General features: G+C 61.4%; 24 protein-coding genes and 2 tRNA genes. 14 read left to right on the forward strand and 12 right to left on the reverse strand.

Annotated elements, in window-relative coordinates; all coding sequences use genetic code 11:
- Positions 1–4 precede the first annotated feature (4 nt).
- Complete coding sequence (locus tag DPR14_RS06455; RefSeq protein ID WP_158044412.1) at positions 5–1126, forward strand: acetoin utilization protein AcuC; 1122 nt, start codon at positions 5–7, stop codon at positions 1124–1126.
- 59 nt (positions 1127–1185) lie between these two features.
- Positions 1186–1659 carry a DUF192 domain-containing protein gene (locus DPR14_RS06460; protein ID WP_158044413.1) on the forward strand — a complete coding sequence of 158 codons (474 nt, stop codon included), beginning with the start codon at positions 1186–1188 and terminating at the stop codon, positions 1657–1659.
- A 3-nt stretch (positions 1660–1662) separates the two neighbouring features.
- Here the strand turns inward: DPR14_RS06460 and DPR14_RS06465 are convergent, their stop codons facing one another.
- On the reverse strand, positions 1663–2328 hold the full coding sequence (locus DPR14_RS06465) for a class I SAM-dependent methyltransferase (RefSeq protein ID WP_158044414.1): 666 nt from the start codon (positions 2326–2328) through the stop codon (positions 1663–1665).
- Between the two features lie 188 nt (positions 2329–2516).
- Here DPR14_RS06465 and DPR14_RS06470 point away from each other — a divergent pair.
- The 3 genes from DPR14_RS06470 to DPR14_RS06480 all read left to right on the forward strand — a co-directional run bounded on the left by DPR14_RS06470 (position 2517) and on the right by DPR14_RS06480 (position 3020).
- A tRNA-Pro gene (locus tag DPR14_RS06470) sits at positions 2517–2593 on the forward strand.
- Between the two features lie 28 nt (positions 2594–2621).
- Positions 2622–2915 carry an ETC complex I subunit gene (locus DPR14_RS06475; protein WP_192499318.1) on the forward strand — a complete coding sequence of 98 codons (294 nt, stop codon included), beginning with the start codon at positions 2622–2624 and terminating at the stop codon, positions 2913–2915.
- A 28-nt stretch (positions 2916–2943) separates the two neighbouring features.
- Positions 2944–3020: transfer RNA gene (locus DPR14_RS06480), tRNA-Arg, on the forward strand.
- A 140-nt stretch (positions 3021–3160) separates the two neighbouring features.
- Here DPR14_RS06480 and DPR14_RS06485 read toward each other — a convergent pair.
- The gene (locus tag DPR14_RS06485) at positions 3161–3550 is read right to left on the reverse strand and encodes a recombinase family protein (protein WP_158044416.1); all 390 of its coding nucleotides are present in this window, start codon (positions 3548–3550) and stop codon (positions 3161–3163) included.
- 635 nt (positions 3551–4185) lie between these two features.
- Here DPR14_RS06485 and DPR14_RS06490 point away from each other — a divergent pair.
- Positions 4186–5184, forward strand: a complete 999-nt coding sequence (locus tag DPR14_RS06490; protein WP_158043700.1) for an IS110 family RNA-guided transposase — start codon at positions 4186–4188, stop codon at positions 5182–5184.
- A gap of 677 nt (positions 5185–5861) precedes the next feature.
- Here DPR14_RS06490 and DPR14_RS06495 read toward each other — a convergent pair.
- Positions 5862–7670, reverse strand: a complete 1809-nt coding sequence (locus DPR14_RS06495; protein WP_158044417.1) for an NACHT domain-containing protein — start codon at positions 7668–7670, stop codon at positions 5862–5864.
- Positions 7671–7714: 44 nt separating this feature from the next.
- Complete coding sequence (locus DPR14_RS06500) at positions 7715–8179, reverse strand: toll/interleukin-1 receptor domain-containing protein (RefSeq protein ID WP_158044418.1); 465 nt, start codon at positions 8177–8179, stop codon at positions 7715–7717.
- A gap of 425 nt (positions 8180–8604) precedes the next feature.
- Here DPR14_RS06500 and DPR14_RS06505 point away from each other — a divergent pair, with 425 nt between their 5' ends.
- Positions 8605–9687, forward strand: a complete 1083-nt coding sequence (locus DPR14_RS06505; RefSeq protein ID WP_158044419.1) for an enolase C-terminal domain-like protein — start codon at positions 8605–8607, stop codon at positions 9685–9687.
- 343 nt (positions 9688–10030) lie between these two features.
- Here the strand turns inward: DPR14_RS06505 and DPR14_RS27760 are convergent, their stop codons facing one another.
- Positions 10031–10357, reverse strand: a complete 327-nt coding sequence (locus DPR14_RS27760; protein WP_211103939.1) for a hypothetical protein — start codon at positions 10355–10357, stop codon at positions 10031–10033.
- On the opposite strand from DPR14_RS27760, the gene DPR14_RS29020 reads away from it, so the two are divergent.
- The 6 genes from DPR14_RS29020 (at position 10302) to DPR14_RS06540 (ending at position 15496) form a co-directional block, all read left to right on the forward strand.
- Positions 10302–10442, forward strand: a complete 141-nt coding sequence (locus DPR14_RS29020; RefSeq protein ID WP_425501037.1) for an Hsp20/alpha crystallin family protein — start codon at positions 10302–10304, stop codon at positions 10440–10442. The genes DPR14_RS27760 and DPR14_RS29020 overlap by 56 nt on opposite strands.
- Before the next feature lie 2238 nt (positions 10443–12680).
- A complete protein-coding gene (locus DPR14_RS06520; RefSeq protein WP_158044421.1) occupies positions 12681–12926 on the forward strand; it encodes a J domain-containing protein in 246 nt (81 codons plus the stop codon).
- Entirely contained in the window at positions 12923–14038 is a 1116-nt protein-coding gene (locus tag DPR14_RS06525) for a HesA/MoeB/ThiF family protein (protein WP_158044422.1), read from the forward strand. Before DPR14_RS06520 ends, DPR14_RS06525 begins: the two co-directional genes overlap by 4 nt.
- Positions 14031–14282, forward strand: a complete 252-nt coding sequence (locus DPR14_RS06530; RefSeq protein WP_158044423.1) for a hypothetical protein — start codon at positions 14031–14033, stop codon at positions 14280–14282. The genes DPR14_RS06525 and DPR14_RS06530 overlap by 8 nt, the downstream gene beginning before the upstream one ends.
- A 15-nt stretch (positions 14283–14297) precedes the next feature.
- Positions 14298–14939, forward strand: coding sequence for a zinc finger domain-containing protein (locus tag DPR14_RS29025; RefSeq protein WP_158044424.1), 642 nt, complete (start codon positions 14298–14300; stop codon positions 14937–14939).
- Positions 14900–15496: a Mov34/MPN/PAD-1 family protein gene (locus DPR14_RS06540; protein ID WP_158044425.1), complete on the forward strand. Its 597-nt coding sequence runs from the start codon at positions 14900–14902 to the stop codon at positions 15494–15496. The genes DPR14_RS29025 and DPR14_RS06540 overlap by 40 nt, the downstream gene beginning before the upstream one ends.
- A 171-nt stretch (positions 15497–15667) precedes the next feature.
- Here the strand turns inward: DPR14_RS06540 and DPR14_RS28655 are convergent, their stop codons facing one another.
- Together DPR14_RS28655 and DPR14_RS28660 are read right to left on the reverse strand one after the other, a co-directional pair.
- Positions 15668–16081, reverse strand: coding sequence for a transposase (locus tag DPR14_RS28655; protein ID WP_158044426.1), 414 nt, complete (start codon positions 16079–16081; stop codon positions 15668–15670).
- The gene (locus DPR14_RS28660) at positions 16041–16229 is read right to left on the reverse strand and encodes a hypothetical protein (RefSeq protein WP_281352693.1); all 189 of its coding nucleotides are present in this window, start codon (positions 16227–16229) and stop codon (positions 16041–16043) included. The genes DPR14_RS28655 and DPR14_RS28660 overlap by 41 nt, the downstream gene beginning before the upstream one ends.
- 116 nt (positions 16230–16345) lie before the next feature.
- On the opposite strand from DPR14_RS28660, the gene DPR14_RS06555 reads away from it, so the two are divergent.
- Positions 16346–17167, forward strand: coding sequence for an IS982 family transposase (locus DPR14_RS06555; RefSeq protein WP_158044428.1), 822 nt, complete (start codon positions 16346–16348; stop codon positions 17165–17167).
- A gap of 57 nt (positions 17168–17224) precedes the next feature.
- On the opposite strand, the gene DPR14_RS06560 is transcribed toward DPR14_RS06555, so the two are convergent.
- From DPR14_RS06560 to DPR14_RS06580, 5 genes are all read right to left on the reverse strand, one after another.
- Complete coding sequence (locus DPR14_RS06560; protein WP_192499321.1) at positions 17225–17752, reverse strand: terminase small subunit; 528 nt, start codon at positions 17750–17752, stop codon at positions 17225–17227.
- 669 nt (positions 17753–18421) lie between these two features.
- Positions 18422–20956, reverse strand: a complete 2535-nt coding sequence (locus DPR14_RS06565) for a primase-helicase family protein (RefSeq protein ID WP_192499322.1) — start codon at positions 20954–20956, stop codon at positions 18422–18424.
- Positions 20953–21654 carry a hypothetical protein gene (locus DPR14_RS06570; RefSeq protein WP_158044431.1) on the reverse strand — a complete coding sequence of 234 codons (702 nt, stop codon included), beginning with the start codon at positions 21652–21654 and terminating at the stop codon, positions 20953–20955. The genes DPR14_RS06565 and DPR14_RS06570 overlap by 4 nt, the downstream gene beginning before the upstream one ends.
- Positions 21655–21811: 157 nt before the next feature.
- A complete protein-coding gene (locus tag DPR14_RS06575) occupies positions 21812–22255 on the reverse strand; it encodes a hypothetical protein (RefSeq protein ID WP_158044432.1) in 444 nt (147 codons plus the stop codon).
- A 461-nt stretch (positions 22256–22716) separates the two neighbouring features.
- The gene (locus tag DPR14_RS06580; protein WP_158048016.1) at positions 22717–23919 is read right to left on the reverse strand and encodes an IS256 family transposase; all 1203 of its coding nucleotides are present in this window, start codon (positions 23917–23919) and stop codon (positions 22717–22719) included.
- Between the last annotated feature and the right edge of the window lie 57 nt (positions 23920–23976).

Here is a 23976-nt window from a genome sequence, read left to right on the forward strand (position 1 = left end):
GTCCATGCTGAACCCGTCCCATCCTATCGGCCCGCTCTTCATCGGAAGCGAGATCTACCGCGCCTCGACCTACGGCAAGAAGCACCCGCTCGCGATCCCCCGGGTCTCCACCGCGATCGACCTTTCCCGGGCCATGGGGTGGCTGGACCACCGGGCCTATCTGGACAGCCCCAGGGCGACCCCCGACCAGCTCGCCCGCTTCCACGACCGCACATATATAGAGACGGTCCGCCGGGCCGAGGCGGAGCAGCGGCTCGATGTCGAGGCGCGCGACCGCTACAATATCGGCCGGCTGGAGAATCCGATCTTCGCCGAGGTCTTCCGCCGCCCCGCCACGGCGTCGGGAGGCTCGATCCTGGCCGGCCGCCTGCTGGCCGAGCACGAGGGGGTGATCTACAACCCCGCGGGGGGCACCCACCACGGCCTGCGCGATCGGGCCAGCGGCTTCTGCTACTTCAACGACCCGGTGCTCGCGATCCTGACCATGCTCGACGGCGGCGTGAACCGCGTCTACTACGCCGACCTGGACGCCCACCACGGCGACGGGGTGGAGTACGCCTTCGCCGACGACGACCGGGTGCTGACCGTGTCGGTCCACGAGGGCACGCGCTGGCCCTATACCGGCAAGGTCGGGGACCGCGCCGGCGGCATGGCCCGAAACCTGCCGGTCCCCGTGGAGTTCAACGATTCCGAGCTGGATTACATCCTGGACAATGCCCTGATGCCGCTGGGCCGGGGCTTCGCCCCCGACGCGGTGGTGATCCAGTGCGGCGCCGACGCCCTGGCCGACGACCCGATGAGCCGGCTGGACCTGTCGAACCGCGCCCTGTGGAATGCCGTCCGCTCCCTCGCCACCCTGGCTCCCCGGGTGCTCGTGCTGGGCGGCGGCGGCTATAACCCGTGGTCGGTCGGCCGTTGCTGGACCGGGGTCTGGGCCACCCTCAACGGCATCGACCCCGATGTTCTGGTGACACCGGACGCCGAGGAGGTGCTGCGCGCCCTGACCTGGAACCGCCGCCAGGGCCAGAACCCGCCGGAACACTGGTTCACCACCCTCGCCGACGCCCCACGCCCCGGCCCGGTGCGCGACGAGATCCGGCAGGTCGTGGACGCCGTCATGTCCTGACGGTGCCGGGACCGCCCAAATGCTTTACATATGCAACGGGCTCCTGTAGCGACTGGACCATGGCTGCCGCGATCATCCGAACCCTCACCCTAGTCCTGCTGCTGGTTGCGGCCGGTCAGGGCTCCCTGTCCGCCGCGGAGACCTTCCGCACGGACCGCCTGACCATCGAAACCGCCTCGGGCGGCAAGTACCCCTTCGCCGTCGAGATCGCCGAGACACCGCGCCAGATGGCGCAGGGGCTGATGTTCCGCGAGACCATGGCGCCCGACGCGGGCATGCTGTTCGTCCTGCCGAAGCTCCAGACCATGTCCATGTGGATGAAGAACACGTTCATCCCGCTCGACATGGTGTTCATCGGTCCCGACGGTCGGATCGTCAACATCCACGAGAACGCGGTGCCCCAGTCGCTGGACACCATCAGTTCCGCGGGGCAGGTGAAGGGCGTGCTGGAGATCAACGGCGGCATGGCCGCCCGCCTGGGCATCCGCGCCGGCGACCGGGTGGTCCACCCGGCCTTCCAGCAGCAGGGCTGACCGTCAGGGGCGCTTGCGCGCCAAGGTCAGCCCGTCGCCCAGCGGCAGCAGCACCTGGGTTACCCGCTCGTCGGCATGGACGAAGGCGTTGAAGGCCCTGAACGTCTCAGTCTTCGGCTTCGTCGCTTCCGGATCGGCGACGGTGCCGCGCCACAGCGTGTTGTCGATCGCGATCACGCCGCCCGGCCGCACGAGCGTCAGCGCCTGCTCGTAATATGTCGGGTAAAGCTCCTTGTCCGCGTCGATCAGCGCGAAGTCGAAGCTGCCCGCGGCTCCCTCGCCGATCAGGGCCGACAGCGTCTCCGTCGCCGGAGCCAGCCGCAGGTCGATCTTGTCGGCGACGCCGGCTTCGGCCCAGTAACGCCGCGCCACGTCGGTCCATTCCACGCTGACGTCGCAGGCGACTACCCGGCCCTCCGGCGGCAGCGCCAGGGCGGCCACGGTGGCGCTGTAGCCGGTGAACACGCCGATGTCGAGCGTCCGCCGCGCCCTCAGCAATTCCAGCACCAGGGTCAGCATCTGCCCTTCCTCCGGCGCTATCTGGTAATAGCCCTGGGTCAGGCTGGCCGTTTCGGCGCGGAGCCGGGCGAGCACTGGCGGCTCGCGCAGCGAATTGTCCAGGATGTACCGGTGGATCGCCGGCGGCAGGAACATGGATTGCTGGGTCACTCGGGATCCTCGTGTCGGGCCGATGTCTCGGGGCGATATCCGGGGTCGATATCCGGCGTCGGTGGCTGATCGCCGAATGCCACGGCTCCCTGCATATGTCCATATGACAAAGCTCCGGAACTTTCTTCGGGGGGCGCCGGGGGCAGTGGGTTGCTGACTTTGCCCCGATGATGTATGTCACGCCCTGGCGGAGCGTAGCGCAGTCTGGTAGCGCATCTGCTTTGGGAGCAGAGGGTCCCGAGTTCGAATCTCGGCGCTCCGACCATATGCGAGAAGTCGTGGAGAAGCGAACCATGCAGGTGCGTATCTATCAGCCCAGCAAGTCGACCATGCAGTCCGGTCGCGGCAAGATGGGTGACTGGGTCCTGGAATACGAGATCGCGACCCCGCGGCGTGCCGAGCCCCTGATGGGCTGGATCTCGTCCGGCGACACCCTGAACCAGGTTCGCCTCAAGTTTCCGACCAAGGACGAAGCGGTCGCCTTCGCCGAGCGCAAGGGCTGGGACTACATGGTCCAGGACGCGCACCAGCGCCGCGTCCGCCCGCGCAACTACGCCGACAACTTCCGCCCCGACCGCGTCCGCTGAGGACGCGCGGGGCGCCCGCCTCCTTCAAGCGCCCTTAGCTCAGCTGGATAGAGCACCCGCCTTCTAAGCGGACGGTCGCTGGTTCGAATCCAGCAGGGCGCGCCACTCTTTTCCTATTTAATTTCAGAAACATAGCCGATCATTTTTAGGTGTCTGGCGTGAGCCCTTTCGAGTATCGGGTAACACTCGGGTTACAAAGGCCTCGGAGCCATGAGGGTAATGCCTGCCGGTATCTGTGACAGGCATCATCCTTGCGGAATGGTACGCTGGGTGATCATCGCGATGGCCAGGATGTGGATGGTCAGGCGGTTGGCCTGGGGGAAGTCCGCCGCCACGAGGTCGATGTTGCTTTCCATCAGCTTGGAGATGAAGGCGACGTTGCGCGCCAGGCGGTCGAGCTTGGCGACCACCAGAGTGGCGCCGTACAGGCGGCACAGGCCGAGCGCCTGGTCCAGCTCGGGCCGGTCGTTGCGCTTGCCGCTCTCGACCTCCGTCACCTCGGCGGCCAGGGTCCAGCTCCCGCTGTCGAGAAAGGACTGGATCGCTTCCTGCTGGGCCTCCAGTCCGAGCCCGGAGCGGCCCTGCTTGTCGGTGCTGACCCGGTAGTAAGCGACCCACGGCCACGGCAGAGTCACTCTGTCGCGTTCCCTTGCATGTCGTTCAAGGGAACGCGACAGAGGGCCGTGGTGCGAGTAACGAGGCTTAAGAGGGTGTTGAGATGACTCTGTCGATCATTTAGCATAAAACTTACAAACGTGTTGGACGAAGAAGTTTTCGTCTAATGCTACCATATTGAGCTTTTATTTATCATGCTGCTGTGATTTACATGTTTAACTCGCATGTACCGACCGAGAAATTTCGCCCTTTTTCGTGTATTGTATCTTTGATTTTCTTCTATGGGCTTCTGCCTGATAATGTACGAACACGTTCACTGCACGCATACATGTATGCACAACCGAGCTGTAGATCGATAGACTTCACCTCAACACCCTCTAATACCAACGGCATTGAAGATTGGCCGGTGAGTTCCGGCAGAGATATCGGGCTGAAGAGGTCCAACCTTGTCTTTTGGTGACGTTGTATAGAGGTTTTGTCGGGGGGAACCGGGTGCCCCGTCAGGAGCACCCGGTTCACGGGGTCAGGACACTGAGCCCAACCAAGGTTAGGCACCGCACGTAGCAGAGTGCCTGCCCCGAGCCCTCGGCGTTTCTCGCACAGTTGCCAGGCGCCGTGCTTTTGGCCGGACGCCGCAGACAAGGACGAGTTCACCATGTCTTGCCAATCCTACTGCATCGGGATCGATGCCTCCAAAGCCTATCTTGACACCTGCGGCGTGCCGGGCCGCGGCGCGTGGCGCCTTCCCAACACGGCCGAGGGCCACACCGCCCTCGCGACGGTGCTGGGCGCGCTGCGCGCGGGCGGCGACGAGGTGCTGGTCATGATGGAAGCGTCGGGCGGCTGCGAGCGCGAACTGCACCACGCCCTGGCCCGGGCCGATGTGCCGGTCGCCGTCGTCAATCCCAAGTGGGCGCGTGACTTCGCCCGCTCGACCGGCCAGCTGGCGAAGACCGACCGGGTCGACGCCCGGATGCTCCAGGCCTTCGGCGAGGCCACCCGTCCCCGCCCGACGCCGGTCCCGGAGCCGTTGCGCGCCGAGTTGATCGAGATGCTCGACTACCGCGACCAGATCCTGGCCGAGATCGTCGCGCGCGGCCATCAGCTCAAGCACCTGCGCGGCGACTTCATGCGCCGGCGCGCCGAGACGGCGCTGGAAGCGCTGCGCACCGAGGCCGACACCCTGGCCTGGATGATCGAGGCGAAGCTGAACGACGACCCGGGGCTGCGGCAGCGGGCCGCCCTGCTGCGCAGCTTCCCCGGGGTCGGGCCGCTGAGCGCGGCCATGCTGGTGGTCCACATGCCCGAGTTGGGCAGCCTGACCGGCCGGCAGGCGGCCAGCCTGGCCGGCCTGGCGCCGTTCGCCCGCGACAGCGGCACCCTGCGCGGGGTGCGCACGATCTTCGGCGGCCGGGCCAAGGTGCGCCGGGCGTTGTTCCACGTCGGCCGGGTCGGCCTGCGCCACAACGCCACGCTCAAGGCCTTCTATGACAGCCTGAAGGGACGCGGCAAGCCGGGCAAGGTGGCGCTGGTCGCCTGCATGCGCAAGGCGCTGGTGATCCTCAACGCCCTGCTCCGGACGGGCCGGCCCTGGGTGGCGGAGTACGCCGCCGACGGGCCGCCGGCCGAAGCCGCCTCCGCCACGGCATCCTGAGCCCCATCCCTTTGTTCGACCGGCGGCACCATCCCTCCGTCCCGACCTGAGGGTCCAGCGGGCGGCGGGCGGAGCGGCGGTCAAGGAGGGCCGAAGGCCACCGCGGAGCGGCGCGCAGCGTCCTTGATGGCCGCTCCGCCCGCCGCCCGCTGGACCGAGGTGGGGGCGGCCAAGAGCACGTCCGACAACCGCCGCGGCAAACCGCTGACGGCGGCGTCTTCCCGTGACCATGCATGCTGCTTGAAGTTGTATATCCACACCCAACGATGCGGCTCACAAAAACAGTTGCTACGCCCTCGGTCGGTCAATGTTCAGTGCCGCTGGTATAAGGGCGCAGCGATGGCTAGCAGGGTGCAACTCCAACGGCGCGGCGGGAGTTCGGGTTGGGTACTGACGATATAGACCGGACGGTCAGCGGCGGCTGACCACATCGTGGCGCTGGCCTGGCCGGGTCCCATGGGCCGGTCGGCCAGACCGCATCCAGCGAACCCGGCAGCCCCCATATGATGCGCGCGGGCGGGACTCCTTGATCCTGTCGCGCGTAACCGGACCAGTTTTTTCAGATCGCAGTTCGGTTCCGGCAGATCGCCGCCAGACATTATCAGCCGGAAAACCGCCCCTTACGGCTGGATCGATGAGTACCTGCGCAGAATTTGTAATCGCGATTGCCTACCTGATCACTGCCGTTGCTCGGCCTTGGTCTGCCCGCCTTGCTCGATTGGCTCCAGAGTCGCAAAATACTCCATCAGGAGCCGGTGAGTAAAAATGTATCCACCGCCGATCTTGCGCAGAAAGACGCGCTCGGCCGCATAATCCAGAAACGGGATGTAGTCCCATGGGGTATAGCCATTGCGCCATAACAAAACGCGCAAGGCATAATGTTTTAAGTAAGCAATTCCACCATTAGATAATCCTGAATATAAAGCAGCTAGCATTCCGAATTGTATCGCTCCGAACAAAGCGGTATCTGGGCCAAAGAACAGCCAAAACCCCAATCCGCTTGAAAGTCCACCTGTTAATCCGCTGATCAGCGATATTGTTATCGAGTTTCTTAATGATCTTTTTATGCCCTCATTTGGGTGCGTTCGATATGTCATTCCCCCAATGAACATCCCCCCCTCTATTAACATGAATAAGCCACTGACCAAGCCTAAAGCTAAGCCGGCAATCAACCCGAATATTAAGTTCTCAACCATTCCAAGAATAAACCCATTGACAAGTGCAATGACCAAACTGATTACCAAAATTCGTTTTACATTTATCCATGCTGATGACCATCCTAGTATCTCAGCAGGCGATATACGATCATCATTGTTCAGCCAGCTACCTAGTCCAAAGATCAAGCCAAAAGCTATGCCTACTGCTAGTCCGTAGAAGGAGCCGTTACGTAGCCCACCAAGTAGACCTGAGATCAATCCAGCAGCCAATCCGGAGAATATATTTGGAATCATAGACACGAGCCGGCGCTGTCCCTTTAACGGCAGCCAACGTGGCTGCATCGACTCTACGTAGAATACGCTCAGGTTGGCATGCATCAACGAGCGGGCTAGCCAAGCCAGCCAGAGGATGGTCTGCTCCCGCGTGTAGTCGGTGGCTTTGGTCCGGCGCTCGAACATGCGTTCGCTGTAATTTGCAAACAGGTGCGCCCGCCGCTCCTCCAGCGATCCGGTTGCCCTTACCTCGGCTGCCGACCGCCCTCGATATGCCAGCGTAACGATGCTGAGCATCAGCGGCGTGTCCAATAGCTCCCAAAGCGTTTCGTCTTCCCGCAAGGCCGTCCGCACCCCATCCAGCGGCTTTCCAGCCTGTTTCAGGTAGGTGCTGACCTGCGCCCGTAAGAGCGGTTCGATGGCGACCGCTCCCGACAACTCCACGCGCGTCGAAAGTGCTTGGTAGTCCGCCGCACGGCAGCACATGGCCAGCGGAACAAGTCCGTGCCGATGGTGGAACGTGTTGATCGCCTCGACACATCCTGCGCGATGCTCCGGCGCGACCTCGTCCAAACCGTCCAGCAAGGGCAGGACTTGGTCGGCCTCGATCCAGGTCTGGGCGAGCTTGCGCTGTACGTAGTAACGCTCGGCCAACTCATCGACCAACCAGTCCGCCAGCGGGCGCCGCCGCACCGCCCAGGACGACAAGTGGAAGACCACCGGCATGGGATGACTCACGTCCCGCTCCGCCCGGTCCAGCAGGTCGCGGGCTAGCTCCAGCAGCAGCGTTGTCTTGCCCGCTCCCGGAGCTCCCAGAATGAGCAGCGCCTGGCCCAACTCGTCGAGGACGGTGTCCATCGCTTGCCCTGGTGGCAGCGGCCGGGGTGCTCGGTTGGGCTGTTGCACGATCACATCCCACGGCCGGCTGATGGCGTCTGGGATTTCCTCCAGACCCAGCTCGATACGGACAAGGTTGTCCAGCGAATGCTTCAGATAGCCGTCGATCCAAGTCTCTCGAACAGCCTTCAGCATCCGGCGGCGATTGGGATTGGACATATCTGAAGGCCCCCCCGGCGGAGTGCCCGGGGGTCGCGGGGGGGCTACCGAGGGTCGAAGATGCTCTCGATCGTGTGGGCAAGGTGATCGAGCACCTTCTCCTGCTCAGCTGGCAGCATGTCGCTCAGAGGGCGGCTGGGCGGATTGATGGCCTGGAAGCGGGCCAGGTCCGGACTCCGCGCGAAACGGGATGCGCTGAGGATCACCGGCAGGATGCGCACCCCCTTGGCCTTGGCGGCTTCTAGCAGCGGCGGCAGTTCGGTCTCATCGATGAAATCCGAGGCGAAGAAATCAGCGCTGATCAGCAGCACCGCGACCTGGGCCCTGTCGAGAGCGTTCTGGATTTCCTGCTTCCAGTCATCACCAGGCCGGATGCGGGTATCGTCCCAACAGTCCAGGTTGCCCTCACGGACCAACGGCTTTAGATGCCGCTTCAGCCGGTCCAGCCATTCCTTGTCCGCGTGGCTGTAGCTGATGAAGACCTTGGTGCGGGTCGATGGTGATGGCACTACAAGCTGCTCCGGTCCAGATCGTCAGGCAGCATCCGATATCACCAACAAACCATCATTGCACAGGGGTTTCGTCGCCTACAGCTCAAATAGCGAATAAGCGGCTGACCAGCGCCTGCCGAGTGCGGTGACTGAACCGCGACGGTGGCAGGTCCCATAGGCTAAGCTCAGGAGTGCCGCGTTCGCACACCCCCACCCCCCCTATACGGATCGCGCGACGGGACTGCTTGAGCTGGTCGCGAGCAACCCGACCCGATCATTTCCGGCAGACCCAGCGGGTATTCCCCACCCAGGAAACAGCCCCTTCTTCCTCGAACGACGGGTACCCGGCGGAAAATTTGTGCTTGCGGTCACCGTTCTCGAAACAAGGATGATCTTACTCAAGGCCGGAACAACCTGAAGCTCCATATCCAGAGGGACCAGACATGACCATGCTGCCGACCATCCAATCACTGCATGTACGGCCGGTGCTCGCACCGATGCTGCGGCCGCTGCGAACGGCCTCGGGTGCCATCCCGGCAGCACCGCTGGTCCTGATCGACGTCCAGACCGATCAGGACGTCATCGGACGCGCCTACATCTTCTGCTACACGCCCCTGGTGCTGAAGCCGCTCTGCATGTTCCTGACCGACCTCGCCGGTCAGATTGTCGGCCAGCCCGTCGCACCGGCCGACCGGTATCTCGACCTGTCGCGGACCTTCCGGCTTCTGGGCCGGCAGGGCCTCGTCGGCATGGCGCTGTCCGGGCTGGACATGGCGCTGTGGGATGCGCTGGGCCGTGCCGCCGATCGGCCGGTCGCCGAACTGCTCGGCGGGACCGTCAGGCCGGTGCCCGCCTACGACAGCTTCGGCTTGGTTGATCCGGTGGCTGACCGGGCGATGCTGGAAGCGTCCGTCGACGCCGGCTTCCGGGCCATCAAGATCAAAATCGGCGAGCGCAGCGCCGCCGAGGACGCGGCCATGGTCCGCGCGGTCCGCGACATCATCGGGCCCGACGTCCAGCTCATGGTCGACCTCAACCAGTCGCAGAGCGCCACCGAGGCGATCCGCCGCGTGGAACGGCTGGCCGCCTATGACCTGACCTGGGTGGAGGAGCCGGTCGCCGCCGAGGACCTGGAAGGGCATGCGCGCGTCCGCGCCGCGTCACCGGTCCCCGTCCAGACCGGCGAGAACTGGTGGTTCCCTTCGGACATGGCCCATGCGGTGGCGGCGCGCGCCTGCGACCTGGCGATGCCCGACTTGATGAAGATCGGCGGCATCACGGGGTGGCTGCGTGCCATGGCCCTGGCCGAGGCGGCCAGCCTGCCGCTTTCCAGTCATCTGTTCATCGAGGCGAGCGCGCATACGCTGGCCGTCAGCCCGACCTGCCACTTCCTGGAATACCTGGACATGGCCGGCGCCGTCCTGGCCGAGCCGGTGCGCCCGGTCGGCGGCATGGTCACGGCGCGCGGGCCGGGTCTGGGCATGGCGTGGGATGAGGATGCCGTCGCACGCTTCGTGGTGGACTGAACCCTCAGATGGTCGGATCACCTTCGTTTTCAGCAGGCCGGCTGGATGTTCCCCGCCAAGGAAATGGTCCCTTTCCTCCCTGAGCGGCGGGTACCCGGCAGGAAATTCGTGATAGTGAGCGCCAATGCGGGTTCCTAAGCCCCCAGTCCTGGTAATTTCCAATGGAGTCGTTCAATGACGGAAAGCGTTCTGTTGGCGATCGGCGTCTGAGCCTGTCCAGCCGATGTCACCCATGCCGACAGTAATCGTTTCACGGCCCCGAACTTACATCGCAAATAAACCCGTCACGCTCCGCACTTGGAAATAGAGGATTGCAATGCAACGGCGATCCCTGCTTCCATCCTCATTCGGCGGTTTCGCTGCTCTTTCCCTGCGGCAAGGCGGTGACCCGTTCCTTGCCCTGCATCGCGAGATGAACCGCCTGTTCGATGATGCTTTCCGGAGCTTCGGCTTGGCCGAGGGCGGGACTGGCCCCGAGACGTTCGCCTCCGGCAGCGCGGCGGTGCCGCGCATTGATGTCAGCGATACCAACTAGGACCTGAAGGTCGTCGTCGAGCTGCCGGGGCGTCAGCCAGAATGACGTCGAGATCAAGCTAATCGACGACGTCCTGACGATCCGCGGCGAGAAGAAGGCGGAGCAGGAGGACAGGCAACAGAACTGCCATGTCATGGAGCGGTCCTACGGCAACTTCGCCCGCTCGGTCCGCCTGGCCCTTCGCGGTCGGTCCCGACCGGGGCCATGCGACCTTCGGTGACGGCGTGCTAACCGTGGCACTGCTCAAGCTGGCCGAAGTGTAGAAGGAGCGTCGAATCCAGATCAGCGGTGGCGGGCAGGACCAAGCCGCCATCAGCCATGGGGGCGGAAGCACTCAGGCCACTGAGTGAATGGACCTAGCCATTCACCGGACCTGTCGAGGTTCGGCGGGCCGTCGCGGTGAGGCAATGGCGTGACGGCTCCCATGGGCCGGCGCGCAGGTCGCATCCAGCGAATCGGGGGACCACCTTGTGGCGTGCACGGACGGGACACCTCCTACCGGTCGTGCGCAACCGACCGGATTTCCGAGGCCGCGATCCGTTTCGGCAGAACAATACCAAACATCCCGGCCGGGAAAGCGCTCCTTTCAGCTGAATCGACGGGTACCCCATAGGAAGTCCACCGTCGAGCGAGCGACCGCGGGAAGGAGACGTGCCGGGTGCTCTTAGGTGCAGGCAGAGCGGTGGCCGGGATGGCGTTGGTCACTCCTCCGGGTTGAGCTCGATTCGCACGGCGGCGACCTGGAGCAGGTCAGTTTAGCCCGCCCTCTCCTGCACCATTGCATCGCGGTACGGGTCAGGCCAGGGGCCGGTAGTCTCGTCACGGACTCCTTGAAAACTGGTGTGCCGATCCGGATGGCGTGGATCAGTTCAATAATCAGTACCCAGCGGTGCACCGGGGAGTGCAGGCCGCCGCTTGAAGAAGCAGGCCGACAGTCTAACCTCAGCCGGTACAAGCGCCCAGGTATGAACCCTGGCGCTGCGCGGTGTAGTGGCCGAGCAGGAGGGCCAACGCCATGGTCTGGTCCGCAACCGCTAGGAAAGCCCGCTGGTCATCGTGGGACCAGGCGATCCAGCATGGTTTAATCGGCAGGCCTCCACACCTATGGTCGAATTCAGTACCTGCGCCGCCGCTTCACGCCAAAGGTACAAACGACGCTGAGTACCGCAATGGTGTAGTTTGCGTGCCGGGATGGTCGCGCCAGTGTTCCTGGAGGGCGTCGATGTATTATTGGCTGACCGAGCTTGCTAGTCGGGACGGTTGCATGCCGCCGATCACCTCAACCAGCTTCACAAGTATCTTGCGGTATTCACGCTGAATGCGGGGAGCCTTCGATGCGAACTGCGACAACCCAAGATACTCCTGAGCACGATCGGAAAGTGTCACCGGCATGAACGTGAGACGTTGTTCTACCAAGATCACCTCTGCGACATCCTGTATGATGCTTGTCAGAAATGTTGGCGGACGCGCGCCAGCCCGAAATTAGATGCATCCTTAGCCGTTCGGGCGTACCCGACAGGGGAGCCAAGCGGGAAGCGCAGAAACACTGGGCCTATAGCGTTTCCAGCATAGTACTCTATGAACCGTCTTGCATTCACCTTAGGTGCATGGGAAGGTCCCATCGGCAAGCGCAAGTGTAAGCGGAATTAGCGAGGGGGTATAACCCCTTGCAGGGACGGCGGATCGTGATGGAACTTCTGTTACTACTCGGCGGCATATGGGTCCTCTATCGGATAGTGAAGATTTTTAGAAAACCTTCCGTTCCCACGCAAACGTACTCGCGACCACAGCCGAGCCACCAGCCAGCGTCTCCACGGGGTAATCCGCCTCCACCCCCAAAGACAGCATACCGACCATCACCCTCCCGGAGTCGCCCCTCGCCGATAGTGTTCACCGACAGTTCCACAGCGGGAAAACCGACCGCGCTGGCAGAAAAAGACTTACAAGGTTTGCACGATGCGTTTACGGGCGCTCCGCTGAGTATCGCCCTCGGTCTGTATCAATGTGGTAACTGCAAGGTTTATTACCATACCGAGAGCTACACGGTTATACGCGAAGAGAACGGGGGCCTCTGCGTAGCATGCGGTCGAGCGGCCATTGTCGCCATTTCCACTGACCAAGCCAAAACTGGACGTGGAAGGGATTACAACCCGAACGTAATCACGCTTGCGGACTTCCGCCAACATTTTGGCCGAGTTGTAACGTTTGAGGGAACAGTGAAAGAGGTTCGCGTTAGCCGCCGAGGGTCTGACTACGCCGTTATGTTCGAGGATAAATCATGGACTTCAGGCTTCAAGCTCGTCTTCTTCCGAGGCGCTGTCACAAAGGTTGGCGGTCCAGCCTACATTAAGAGCTTGGACGGGCATCGAATCCGCGTTCGAGGGCTTCTGGTCAGCCACCAAAGATTCGGCCCCGAAATTATCGTCTCGGAGAAGTCCATGATCTTGGAGGTCGCCTAATGCGCTGGAAAGGTCTCAACCAAGGCTACTCCGACCATATAGCGGCACTCGCCTCAAAGCCACCGCATGAAGTTCTCGGAGTTCCCGCCGATTGCCCCCGAGATGAGTTGAAGGCCGCCTACATCAAGCTAGTCAAGACTTATCATCCTGACACGTCCGATCCGTTTATGGCGCGCCACAATGAAGAGGTGATCAAAATAGTAAACGCAGCGTATAAAAAGATAGTGGGGGATGCATCGAAATGACGGCACGCTACCATCGCCATAACTTAATTGATTGGTTCTCTCAGGATGTTATATCGAAGACCAGAGTCGCCGTCATCGGTGCTGGTGCGGTAGGGAACGAAGTCATAAAGAACTTGTGCCTTCTGGGCGTCGGAGAAATCCACATCTTCGACTTTGACTATATCGAAGAGCATAATCTCACGCGCAGCGTGTTATTTCGCGAGACTGACATAGGGATGCACAAAGCAGAAGTAGCCGCATGGCGGGCAACGGAACTAGACCCAAATGTGCAAGTGAAGGCAGTTTGCGGAGATTTCTGGGATACGCTTTCTGTTTCAGGCCTTAAAACCTTCGATGCTCTTTTCTGCTGCGTAGATAATTTCGAAGCAAGAATAAGATGCAACACTTTGTGCTACCTAGCCAAAACAAACTTCATAAACGTGGGTATAGATAGCCGCTCAGTGTCGGTAGAGACATATCCCTTCTCCAGCAATCTAAAGTCTGGCTGCATCGAATGCAACCTGCCTGAGACTGTGTATCGCCGTATATCGGAGCGGTATTCTTGCGGTTACCTTAAGAAAGTGTCTTTCGTTGAGAGGAAGGTTGCCACGACGATCATAACTTCAAGCATTGCTGGCAGCTTTGCGGTATCCACAGGTTTGCGATTGGGCACAGATGCTGATGAGGCTTCGATGCCTAATCGCTTATACGTAGACACCATTGCCGGCAATCTCACACGTACCACCTTGGCGAAACGGGATGATTGCCCCTGCTGTGGGCGTATTCCCGCAAACGTGACGTTGATACGCACCAAGCGCGATGTGCGCGGTCTGGAGAACAGCTTAGGGGCAAACGCTACTGTGGTTATGAGCGAGCCAATCCTTGTGGGCTATAGGCTGTTGGGAGAAGGAGCTAGTCATATCATTTTTCGTAAAGCTTCAGAGTTTGATGACGGATTTCCCGCAACATTGGCGAGCGATCCAGGCGATGTCGAGATGGAGGTTCGAGACCAGTTCACGCTGGCCGAAATAGCTGAACGGTTCGACGGCCATCAGATACCGTCTAAGTTTGCGGTTGTGGAAACGGATCAGCACACACTGATATGTGAGTTTGATGGAGATGAACATGAGTGAAGTAAGTGTGATTATTAGGACTGCTGACCAGACACGGAAGGCTGAAGTTGCTATGTCGCGCACAAATACCGGCGGCGATGTGATACAAGCGGCTGTGGATAACTGGTCTCTGCCCGCCGACACCGATTACACGTTGGTGAATACATCCACAGGAAAGTCCATACTGCCCTCGCAGCAACTCTCAGAGGATGTGGTGCAGAGTGGCAGTGTGCTTGAAGTTCAGCCGGTTCTGGTTGCTGGCTAAAGCTGGGGGGCAATTATGTCAGCGTTCATTGAACGGCGAAACCAGGACATTCAGAAACTTTTTGAATTGTGCGGGCAGTCGGATGGCCGCATTGAGGTTGCCAGAGTCTCGGGCAACCCACCTAATGAAGTTGAGGTTGGGATACGTTTGAGAACAGCACCATCCAACCAGTACCCCATCTCTGTTCAGAACCTAACGAAGGTGCTTATTTCCCTTCCTTCGCGATACCCGTTCCAAGAACCAACTGCGACCATCAAGACACCCATATTCCATCCCAATGTCTACTCTTCTGGAAAGATATGCTTCGGAACGAAATGGCTTCCGTCACAAGGGCTTGACTTGCTCGTGAGGCGAATCGTTCAGATCATCACTTTCGACCCCACCATATTGAATGGTCAATCACCTGCCAATGGTACCGCTCTAAGTTGGTACCGCGATGCTGTTCGACGGCATGCAGGAGCTTTTCCAACAGACACATTGACCCTGAGCGCATCGGCTACTCCCAAGAAAATGGCTTGGTCTGACGTGCGTGGTGAGAGTGAGGAGAGAACTACCGTCCAGTGTCCAAGCTGCCGGGGAAGCTTGTCGCTCCCTAAAGGTAAGTCTGGCAGGGTCCGATGTCCAAAATGCAGTACCGCATTCGAGGCAGAAACATGATTGTGTGGCGCGAACAGCCGCCGGATTTCCGCCAGCAGGAGATTGGAAAGCTGTTGAGACGCTTGCCCTTCACAAGCGCCTGCATCGTCGCACTTGGAGATGGGTTGCGCCCCAAGGTTGTAGTTGCTCAACGAGCACATGAGGGGGTTTGGGCACATCTTTCTGAACGTAATGTTGAAATGGGTGGACTGCTCATAGGAAGCGTGCACACATTAGAGGGTAGCACAGGAGGATTTGTCGTTGCAGTCGAGGACTTTGTCCGGAGCGAACACTACGAGAGCACTGGCGTATCCTTGACGATGGAATCTCAAGTCTGGAATACTGCACGCCTGAGGGCGAAGGAGGAAATGTCAGTTGTCGGATGGTATCATAGCCATCCAAGTTTGGGGGCTTTCTTTAGCGGAACTGACAGAAAGACGCAGGCTCAGTTCTTCAGCCATCCGTATAGCGTCGGCCTCGTTATTGACCCATTCCGTCATGAGGAAATGTGGTTCTTGAGCGGGGAAAGCATTTCTCTGGACCTTTTTCAAATCTTTATCTCACCTGAGGTGTCGTGATTCGGGGGGAGAGATGCTATTCCAGATTATTCACGTAGCATCCCAGAGGGTCACACGACAAGGTTGCGGAGCTGATTTGAGGCGCGCTGATCCGTGGCGCGGGCCGCTCGGTGGAGGTGGTCTTGTGGGTGGGCGGGAAGGACTGTGGTCACGGGCACGCTGCCTAGGGCGTCACGGCGGAAGCCAGGCGACGCGGGCGGAGAGCCGGCGCAGGCTGTGGGGATAGGCGAAGTTGGACGACAGGGCGACCTCGATGCGCTGGGCGGTTTCCCAAACCCGGCCGGCGACCTTGATCAGGTGAGCGCGCAGGATATCGAACTGGGCCTTGCGCCAGAACGAGGCCTTGGGCACCCGGCCGCGCAGGGTGTGGAGCAGCCAGTAAGCCGCGGTGTGGGCCAGGAGGCGGAACTGGTTGGCGGTGGCCGCTGTGCACGAGGTCCGGTCGGACGCCAGGTGGAGCTTGTGGTCCTTTATCAGGTTCTCCGCCGCCCGCTCTAACAGTATCTGCTCTCGTAGAGCGTCCGGGGCGTGCCGGTCAATTTGGTCAGACGAAGCGGCAGTCCACCCCCTGGGCCGAGGCCTCAACGCGGGCCATGACGCGGCGTTCGCAGTCCCGACTCCTTGCGCCGTAGCGCAACTCGGCGTGCCGGCGCACCTTGGCTGCCAGGTCGGCCAGGTCCAACCGGGCGAGGGCGGCGTCCTCGCCCAGGCCGCTCACCCGCGCCTTGAGCACTGCGTTAGTGCCCAGGTTGAGGAGGTAGCTGACGCCGTTGGCCTCGCACCCGCGGCGCAGTCACGCGCCCGTGCCCTTCGGACCCGATCGCGAAGCGATGGGAGGGCCATCGCCTCATGGCGCTCACAGCATGGGTGGCTAATCGGTTTAACGGCGGGCCGGCGCCACGCGGGCCGCAGCCGGATCTGTCGACCAGCGAGATCATCACGCTGCTGCTTGTGCTCCACAGTTCAGGCTTCAAGCATCTCAAGAGCTTCTATCACGGCTTCGCCGAACCGCTGTTGCGCGGCTACTTTCCCGGCATGCCGTGCTACGAGCACTTCGTCGCCCTGCAGAAAAGCGACTTCGTGCCGCTGGTGTTCTTCCTGCACAGTCACCTGGGGACCAGGACCGGGCTCTACTACATCGATTCCACCGCCCTGCCGGTCTGCGACAATCATCGCATTAGCCGGCACAAGGTGTTTGCCAATCTGGCCCAGCGCGGCAAGACCTCGATGGGCTGGTTCTTCGGCTTCAAGCTGCACCTCGTCTTCAACAACGACAATGAAATTGTCGCCCTGCAGCTGACCCCTGGCAACGTCCATGGCACCACGCCAGTCCCGGCGCTGACCCGCGACCTGACCGGCAAGCTGTTCGGCGACAAGGGCTATATCGGCCAGAAGCTGGCCGAAGACCTGTTGCGTCGCGGGCTGACGCTGTTCACCCGCGTCCGCAGGAACATGAAGGCGCCGCCCATGTCTTTACACGATAAAGCCTTGCTCAATGCCCGGAACATGGCCGAGACCATCATCGGCCATATCAAGGAGTTCTCGTCCCTCAATCTGTCCAGGCATCGATCCGTCATCAACGCCTTCGTTCACATCATCGCCTACCAGATCAACCCGTTCAAGCCCAAGCGCAACCTTCAGCCCCGCTATCGTCTCCAAACCACTGCCTGAAAACCCCTTATCGGGGTTATCTAGCGAGCGATTGCCGGAATGTCGACAGCCACGACGCTAACTCCGCTCCGCCTGTCCAACCCGTCCCAGCTTGGTCCAGGGTTGCTTTGAATTGGCCAGCACCGCCCCCGCGAGATCGTCGGGCGGCTGGATGCCCAGGGCAGCCATCACGGAGCGGAACTCCGCCTCCAGCGCTTCGCCGGTGAGCGGCTCGGCCTTGGCGGCCGGCGTGGGCGCGTCCATCAGCCCGTGCAACTTAGCGAGCGCCACCGCTGCCCCGGTCAGGGCGGCCGGTTGCTCGCGCTGGCGGGCCAGCTCGGCGGCCTCGATCAGAAGGTCGGTGACGGTCTCCAGACTGACGACGCGCCGCTCCCGCGCGGCTTCCTGTGCCTCGATCATGGCTGCAATGATCCTTGGATGATTGAGGAGGTCTCGCGCCCGATAGCTGGCGCTCCGGCGGGTCATCTTCGGCTTATACGCCTCAACGTAGGCATCAATCGGCTGCAGCCCACCGAGCAGGTTCTCGACGAAGCGTTGCTGCTTCTCGGTCAGACCGGACCTTACCTTCCGCGTCGCCGCCGTCATGTTGAGCCCACTTCGGTGCTGGAACACAATCGGTATTGTGTACATATATATAGCGCTTCAGCCACGATAAAGACACAAAATATGGCGATGGAGTGCGGATTGCCGCTGTCTCGTTCGGGTAGTTGGGTCAGTGGTCAAAGCTCTGAAATCCCAGTCGGCTCTGACCAGGGCAGCGGGAAAATCTTCGCCCAGGCGGTATATCGGCTATATCACTTTGCCCCTGCGGTTACTCACCTTACCTCGTAAGAGGCGGATGGACTGTGCCGGCGAACTTAATCGAGGTTGGCGAGCAACCCTCTGGCTGGAGGGGCGCCACCAGCATTTAAAAAGGCAGATCATGATCAGCGCTCACTTCGCCCATGCCGGCGCAGGCCTGGTCAAGGTGGGTCAGGGTCTGGTCAGGGTGAACGCTGTATAGAAGCCCGCAGGATTGCTGGGCTGGTCAGGGTGGTCAGGGCGGTCAGGGTTGGTATTGTTGATGGAAGCACATGTCTGAGCAGCGGCTCTCAGGATATCTCTCACTGCAGCGCTGGGCGATTTGACCGATTTCACTGCGACCACCCTGACTACCCTGACCAGCCCAGCATTTCCGCGGGCATTTCGCGCCGGCATCCTTGACCAAGACCCTGCCCATGCCTCTTTCACCCTGACCAATGCAGGGTAAGGAGGCTATTCGTCCTCAGAACCCTCACCGTCAGAAACCGCTGGCCAGTTGATTGGGCCACCGATCGCGATCTCGAAAGCGGCGCGGGCGTCTCGCAAGGGAGGAAACCTGATGGACAGCGGTCGTTCACCGGACGAGTGCCGCGGCCGGTACATTTTCATAGTAGGTACCAAGCTGCGCAGTTGCTTCCAGAACATGGCCTGTGGCTCCGGACGGTATTCAGCTTTCTGGTTCCCCACCCATATGACATATTCTTGGTACAGGCTGTTCTTTGACGCGCCTGTCATCCAGCAGTGGGCGTCGATTTCTACCGCTATAACCTGTATCTGGCTATCTGTCGGTTCGGGTGGTTCGTCGGCCACACACAACCGCTCGAACCACCAGCGTGATACGCCGTGCAGGCTGAAGAGCTTCTGCTCGATCAGGCCGGCCGTCGTCGGCGCCGTGCGGTGGTTCCACCCGGCAATGTCACGTCGGAGCATGTCGTGGAGGAACGCCGCCAATCCGCCGGCCTCCATCTCGGCGTTCAACGCGGTGAAATATTCCCTGTTGCCCTTCACCGTGTCAGGAACATCGAGCACCAGGTACCGGCGTGCGTCCTTGGCGGCCGGGACGGCCCAGTCATTGTTGGTCGCCATGATGACCCGCAGCAGGTTCGGCGCCTGGACAGCATCCACCCCCTTGCGTTCGATCATCAGCGTCGGTTCGGTGATCAACCCCTTGAGCACCCCGTCAGCAGCCCGGTCGCCGGCGAAGAAGGCTTCGTCGGCGAACAGGAGGAGCACGTCGCGCAGATGGCCGTTGAAGTTCCCGATCACGTGTCTCGGGTTGGTCACCTGGATGCCGTGTATGCCGAGGATTTCGCGGAGAGCACGCCCCAGGGTTCCCTTCCCGCTGCCCTCACCGCCGCGCAGGACGACGGCCACCTCCGCCTTGACCATGGGCTGTTGGAACATGTGCGCGCACCAGTTCAACAGCCAATCGCACAGGCTGGTGCTGCCCGAGCAGATGACGTCGAGGAGATGCCGGTGCAGCAGCGGCCACTCACCCGGGCGAGGCTCGATGCCAAAGCCGCGCCAGAGATTGAAGGTGTCCGCCGGGGCGACTTGGCCGGGCAGAAACACCAAGCCGCCCAGGTATTGCCGGCGGTGTTCGTGTTCCAGCCAAGCATCACCAAGAGGACGCCGCATCGGCTGCCCGTTCTTCCGCCTGCCGACCTCAACCCGGTGGTTCGCGTACAGGGAGGAAATCTGGGCGGGGGAGCTGAAGACATAGACCGGCTTTCCAGTCGCGTAGTCGAGCTTTTCCGTCATCACCAACGTCTTGCCGGCGTCGAACACGACGGCGTGCCGCTCGTTCATCTTCAGGACCCAAGCAGGCGTGTCCGCCCGGTCGAAGGATCGCACGACGCAGCGTGCGAGATACCGGAGTTGGGCCGCCTCGGTGGTATGCTTACCCGTGTCGCAGGCCGCTCCATGCTCGAAGGCCCGCAGGATGAGCGCGACATCGACGCCCGAGAAGCCAGCCTGCTTGAGCATGGACGCGAGGCTCATGTCCAAGCCGCTGCGGCTGGTGTCCATCAGCCCGGCGGTGTCACCCTCCCAGCGGCACCGCAGGGGCTCGGACGCGGCCAGGGCGGTATCCAGGCCCGACTGGAGGGCTAGCGACAGGTCGGCCCATTCCCGGACTTCCAGCACGCGCTTGGCGCGCATCTCGCTGATCAGGGCGGCAATGGCCGCCCCCATCTCAGGAGTCGTCATCGCGCTCCGGGGCCGGTTTGCGGGAAGGTCCATGGCCTCCCCGGAAAAAGCGGATGGTCCCGACTCGGCCAACAGCCGGTCCGGCAATGCCTCCAGCTGATCGGGCGAGTACTCCCCGCCGCCCAACCATAGAACCCTCGCCTGGGTTATGCCGCGCCCCTTGTCCCTTTTCTTCCCATGAGGAAAGTTCAACGTTCCCGGCATACGCATAATGCGGTCGGTGTTGAAGGTGTTGTCGCCGCCCAACGCTTTCCCGATGGCCTTGGCGAGCGCTTCATTTCGGCGTGTCGCCTCACCGTTCGGTCCGTCGAGGGGGTATGGCTCGGCAAAGCGCCAGAACAGCTGGACGCCGTTGCCGCTGTCGATGATCACGGTCGGCGGGAAGTCAGGATCGGCCGCAAGTTTTTCTGCAAGGGCGAGAAGCCTCTGGCGTTCCCGATCCCAGCCGCCGGGCTCAATCTCCTCGGCTTCTCGGGGGTCGATGTCGGCCCAAATAGCGAGCGCGGCGGCCATATCCGCCTTGGCCGGCTTTGTCATTACCGGCCCGTGTGTCTGGTTGGGGACGAAGTATATGTTCGCCTGGTTTTCCTGATGGAACTTGACGAACTTCGGTACTCCGGCTTCGATCTCATCAGGATCGAAGGTTCTGCCGATCAGCTTACCGCTCGCATGAATGGCGATCAGTGTAAAAGGGTTGCCTTTCGACCAATAGAGCGCAAATTCAACGGCGCCAACATTCGGCTCGTCACCTTGGTTGTAGGATAATGCGCTTATCGTCACTGGACGTCCTCCTTGAAGGCAGCTAGCCGGGATTGCGTCCGGCGGATAAGGGCATCGGCACGGACCTGGCCGATGGAGAGGGCCACCATGTCATCGAACTCCTGCTCAGCAGTCTCAAGGTCGCCCTCTAAAAAGCAGTGCGCGGCAATCTCCAGATCGCTCAGACCGTCGATCGAGTTGCCGATGGGGACTCGGTGGAAGGAGTTGGCCCTTTCGCCTGGCCTGATCTGGTAGCTGACCGTGGCCCAAAAATGCCCAGGCAACTGGGCCGGAACTTCCGCTCCGCGGTCTATCGCCGCCACTTGAAGCTCACCGAGCATCGTCTTGCGGAGGCGGAGGGACCGGCCGGGATTAGCGGCGAACCAGTCCCGGTCATCCTCCGCCCACGGGTCGGTGATCGCATCCGGAACGACGGCCACTACGGGCTTCATGTTGTGCACGGCCTTGCAGCCATCACAGACGGCCAGGAAATCGCCGCCACTGGGCACGCAGAGCACGGGTAAACCGGGTACCGCCGGTGCGCCACAGCAGTCACACCCATGTGCAAGGAAGCGGTCCGTCGTCCGGTTGATCAAGTCCAGTTGGGCTCTGGTCGGCCTGTGCTTCCTTGCCCTGCTGCGGGATCGTGCCGCTTCTGCGCGGCGTTGACGACGGTTAGGCGAAGACAAGGGCGTGCTGGCACGGAACGCCTGTTCCATGTTATGATCTCTCCACTGAAGTATTCATTGCGCCAAACGAGCAGTTAGCGGGCGCTACGGCATCGTATGGACTGGGGATTGCAGGTGCTCGGCAGGTACGGCCCTGCCGGTCACCGTTTAGTCAAGCCGCCTCATCGGTCAGGACGAGCGTGTTCTGTTACGTTGGCTCTTTCTGACATGCTCGGATAAGCTCCTGGCATGCCACGTGCCGGCTGACCAGCCACTCCTGGAGTACTTTCGCTGTAGTTCGGTCACCCATCTCCCAAGCGCCGAGCAGAGCTTCGAGTTCATAATGGAGGTTTGAGGGGCCCATGTCGTGGATGCTACGATAGTCGTAGAAAACTCCCCCCTCCTGTACGATGACATTGCTCCAGTTAAGGTCGCACCATTCAGGCATCTTAGCGCCAGCCGGCCAGATGGAGAGCAGCTCAAACTCGGGATTGAAGAGATACGCTGCCCCGTTATCGGCGATCCACACGCCGAACGGCAGGCGCAGCTTCTGCCGGTTGAACTCATCAACCGACAGGGACCTGCCGGTGGGAAACCTCCGGAGAGCCTGCTGGACCTTGCGTGGGCGTCGCACCAATTTCGCGACATCCAACAGAAGCTTCCCCAGCAGTCGCGGCCTATGCTCCCAAGACGGCCCGCTGGATGGCACGACGTTGCTGGCTTCCATATCGTGGTGGCTTGTAGTATGCTGTGTACTCATGACCTTATAAACCCTTCTGTTTGAAGCTGCCCTGGGCCCTGGCTGCACACCAAGCCAGGGCAGCGGATTGCTGATGTTGTCTTCCGATACGATTTGTGTCCGGGCTGGGCTGGCCCATAGATCACCCGATAAGCTTAGAACCGGTCACTGAGTGCGCCGACCTTGGTCTCGATGTCGATCAGCAGCCGAGTCCTTGAAAATCCTGCAAGTGAGTTATACCGCATTCAGTAAATGCTGACTCTTGAAGAGGGCGCACCGTCCTGGCGAGAGGCTTCTACCGGGGCTTGTGGGATCGGGCAGGATTGCGTCCGTCAAGCTGGTGTAAATTAGGAGGAGGCCATCAACACCGTAGGTCAGGTCTTTGTCAGCGCGGCGAGGGCCGCTTCATCACTGGCGGCCATGCCGGTCATGGTTTCAAGCGTCAGGTAACGATGTTGTAGTTGCCACTCGTCATTCTGCTCGAGAAGTACAGCACCAACAAGCCTGCGAACGCTGGCCTCGTTCGGGAAGATGCCGACGACATTGGTCCGGCGCTTGACTTCCTTGTTCAAGCGCTCGATCGGATTGGTCGAGTGCAACTTGCTACGATGGGGTTCAGGATAGTCCATGTAGGCGAGCACGTCGTGTTCGGCATCGTCGAGCAGGGCGGCGACCTTGTGAAAGCGCGGGCGGAGCTGATCGGCGACGTGGCGCCAGGCTTGTCCGGCAGTCTCGCGATCGGGCTGGACGAAGACCTGCCGGACAGCGGCCGAGACGACCGACTGCTGGCTTTTCGGCACATGGGCCAATAGCGATCTCATGAAATGCACCCGGCACCGTTGCCATGTGGCGCTCAGGACCTGCGTGATGGCCGCCTTGAGACCTTCGTGGGCGTCGGAGATCACCAGCTTCACGCCCTTCAGGCCGCGACGGACCAGACCACGCAGAAACTCGATCCAGAAGGTGGCGGCTTCAGATTGACCCAGGCCGAGCCCGAGGATTTCACGGCGGCCGTCCTGGTTGACGCCGGTGGCGATTATTGCCGCGATCGACACGATGCGGCCATTCTGGCGGACCTTGATGTAGGTCGCATCGAGCCAAAGGTAGGGCCACTCGCCATCCAGCGGCCGCTCGAGGAAGGACAGCACGCGGGTGTCGATGTCCTGGCACAGCGCCGAGACCTGCGACTTGGAGATGCCGGTCATGCCCAGCGCCTGGACCAGGTCATCGACCTTGCGGGTGGACACGCCCTGGATCCACGCTTCCTGGATCACGGCCGTCAGCGCCTTCTCGGTAGTTTTGCGGGGCTCCAGAAAAGCCGGAAAGTAGGTCCCCTGGCGCAGCTTCGGTATCTTCAGGTCGAGCGTGCCGAGCCGGGTTTCCAGCTGACGATCCCGATAGCCGTTGCGGTATGTGGTGCGCTCGTCGGAGCGCTCATGGCGCCCGGCGCCGATCAGGCCGTCGACCTCGAACTCCATCAGCCGCTGGAGCGTGTGAGCGGCGATGGCGCGCAGGAAGTCGCCATCGGTACTGGCCTGGATCTGGTCGAGCAGAAGTGTCATCGTATCCTTGGTCATCATGCCTCTCTCGGGGTCTGGTCTCGTGTCGCAACTCGACCTTACCTGATGAGCGTG

The organism is Skermanella pratensis, assembly GCF_008843145.1.
Lineage (GTDB): Bacteria > Pseudomonadota > Alphaproteobacteria > Azospirillales > Azospirillaceae > Skermanella > Skermanella pratensis.